Raw genomic sequence first — 2,300 nt, forward strand, 5'->3', positions numbered from 1 at the left:
GTCTCGGTCGAGCTGACCTTGACCTCACGGATCGCGACGCGGCCGAGCGAATGTGGCAGCGTTTGGAACCCAATGCAGTCATCCACTGCGCGGCTTTGAGCCGAACGAAAGACTGTGAGCAACATCCTAATCTCGCTCGCCGCATCAATGTGGACGCCACAGCGTATCTGGCTCGACTCTCGAAGGACATTCCCTTTCTCTTCTTATCGAGCGGCGAAGTCTTCGATGGCCTGGCCGGTTGGTACCATGAGACAGATGAACCCAAACCCATCAACTTCTATGGCAAGACCAAACTTGAGGCGGAACAGCTGGTGTTGCAGAATCCTCGCCACACCGTGGTTCGAATCGTCCTGACGGCCGGCGAGTCACAGAACGGCGATCGAAGTTTTGTCGAGGAGATGCGTCGGGCGGCGAAGAGCGGCGCGAGCATCACGCTCTATGCGGATGAATATCGTTGTCCATTGCCGGCGGGAGCCATTGCGCGTGCGATCTGGGAGTTAATCGGCAAGGACGAGCCCGGAATCTTTCACATTGGTGGATGTGAACGGTTATCACGCTGGGAAATAGGTCAGGCGCTGCTGCCCTGGTATCCCGAACTGCAAGGCCGTCTCGTGAAAGGATGTGCCTCCGATCATACCGGCGCGCCGCGGCCCGCCGATCTCTCACTGAACTCTGAAAAAATCCAGGCGCTCTTGTCGTTTCCCATACCGGGTTTCCGGAGCTGGTTGAAGGATCGGGTGCATCGAGGTGACGATTTGTGGGATTATGCGTCCAGTCCGGTGTGAGGCATAAAGATAATGGAACCAGAGAACGGGATATTTGCATCGGATCCGTTGCCGCTTGTCCTAGCGGCGTATCTTTTCATGACGGTGGTCATGGGGGCATTGTGGGCCGTGCAGCGGAAGACCAGGAACGCCGCGATTGGAGACGTCGGATGGTGCTTTGGGCTGATTCTTGTCGTGCTATGGTATGCCACACAAGCAAGCAGCAGTTTCGAGCGAATCGCCCTGACCGTGATGCTGGTGACGCTGTATGCGGGACGACTGGGCCTCCACATCCTTTTCGATCGCGTGATCGGCAAACAAGAGGATGCCCGCTATCGACGGCTGCGGGAGGAATGGGGCGAGTCGGAGTCGGCCAAAATGCTCGCGTACTTTCTCCTGCAGGCACTGGCCGTCGCCGCCTTTTCGCTCCCGTTTCTGGTGCTGATGTGGAATCCCCGACCTCCATCCGCGTTGGTTGAGCTCATCGGTTTGATAATCTGGGGCATTGCCGTCTCCGGTGAGGCCAGAGCCGACAGACAGCTTGCCCACTTCAGGGCCGACCCGAGAAATCGAGGCCGCGTCTGCCGTGAGGGCCTGTGGGCCTATTCACGCCATCCCAACTATTTTTTTGAATGGCTGCACTGGTGCTCGTACGTCGTGATGACGTTGGGAGCGCCGGGTTGGGTGTTTACTTGGATCGGGCCGATCGGAATGGGCTTTGCGCTGCTCAAGCTGACGGGTATTCCACGGACAGAAGCGCAAGCCCTTTCAAGCAGGGGAGAGGAATATAAAGCCTATCAGGCGACGACCAATGCGTTTTTTCCATGGTTTCCCCGCCCAAGGCCGGACATGGCCACTCCTTCATAACACAGACGATTCGCCCGAGCCTGCAGGCAAATCATAAGCGTCCGTCACGACTACCGGTATGTAGTCGGCCGCGTCTATTTCCTGGTGTCCAGATCGGCAAGCCGCGCCCGGGCGATCTCGGCCGCTTTGGTGGATGGATAGAGATTCACCAGTTCTTGGTAGAGCTGCTTGGCATGAGGGACATTACCTTGGTTTTCTTCGAAGGCGGCTGTTTCAAACAGTTCTTTGGCGTTCTGATCGGAGCAGCCGACCGCCATTAAACAGAAGACACAGAGTACAAGTCTTGCCATTATCATGGTAATCCTTTCCAGGTATCTCTCCGCCGCGACACCTTCGTGTTTGCGCGAGTGGATCCTGATACAAGCAAATCGATTCCGTAGCGTGGGGCGGAAATCCCTTCGCTTCGGCAATGTGGGCAGCGGCTTGGCCGCGTCAATCTTTTGCGGTCGCGGAACATAAATCCACAATCCAAGCAGATGGACGGTTCAAGGATAAACCGTCGTGAACGGTCCCGAGCCACCGTTTTTACCAGATGGCTTTGCATAGTGAGCGGCATGTCGCCGATCTCGTCAAGAAACAGCGTGCCTCCCTCGGCGATTTCGATCTTGCCCGGCTCCCGCTTGGTGGCTCCGGTGAACGCGCCCTTTTCGTGTCCAAAGAGCTCGTTTT

At 56.9% G+C, this 2,300-nt stretch carries 4 protein-coding genes; 2 read left to right on the forward strand and 2 right to left on the reverse strand.

Annotated features, from left to right (window positions below; genetic code table 11):
- A partial coding sequence (locus tag ACOSYY_RS01650) for an SDR family oxidoreductase (protein ID WP_421660524.1) occupies positions 1-785 on the forward strand: 785 nt, incomplete at its 5' end.
- Positions 786-797: 12 nt separating this feature from the next.
- Complete coding sequence (locus ACOSYY_RS01655) at positions 798-1,631, forward strand: DUF1295 domain-containing protein (protein WP_421660526.1); 834 nt, start codon at positions 798-800, stop codon at positions 1,629-1,631.
- A 74-nt stretch (positions 1,632-1,705) separates the two neighbouring features.
- Here ACOSYY_RS01655 and ACOSYY_RS01660 read toward each other — a convergent pair whose 3' ends face one another.
- A complete protein-coding gene (locus tag ACOSYY_RS01660; protein WP_421660527.1) occupies positions 1,706-1,921 on the reverse strand; it encodes a tetratricopeptide repeat protein in 216 nt (71 codons plus the stop codon).
- Between the two features lie 2 nt (positions 1,922-1,923).
- Positions 1,924-2,300: sigma 54-interacting transcriptional regulator (locus ACOSYY_RS01665; RefSeq protein ID WP_421660528.1), on the reverse strand; the 377-nt coding region annotated here is incomplete at its 5' end.

Source organism: Nitrospira sp. BLG_2 (genome assembly GCF_049222245.1).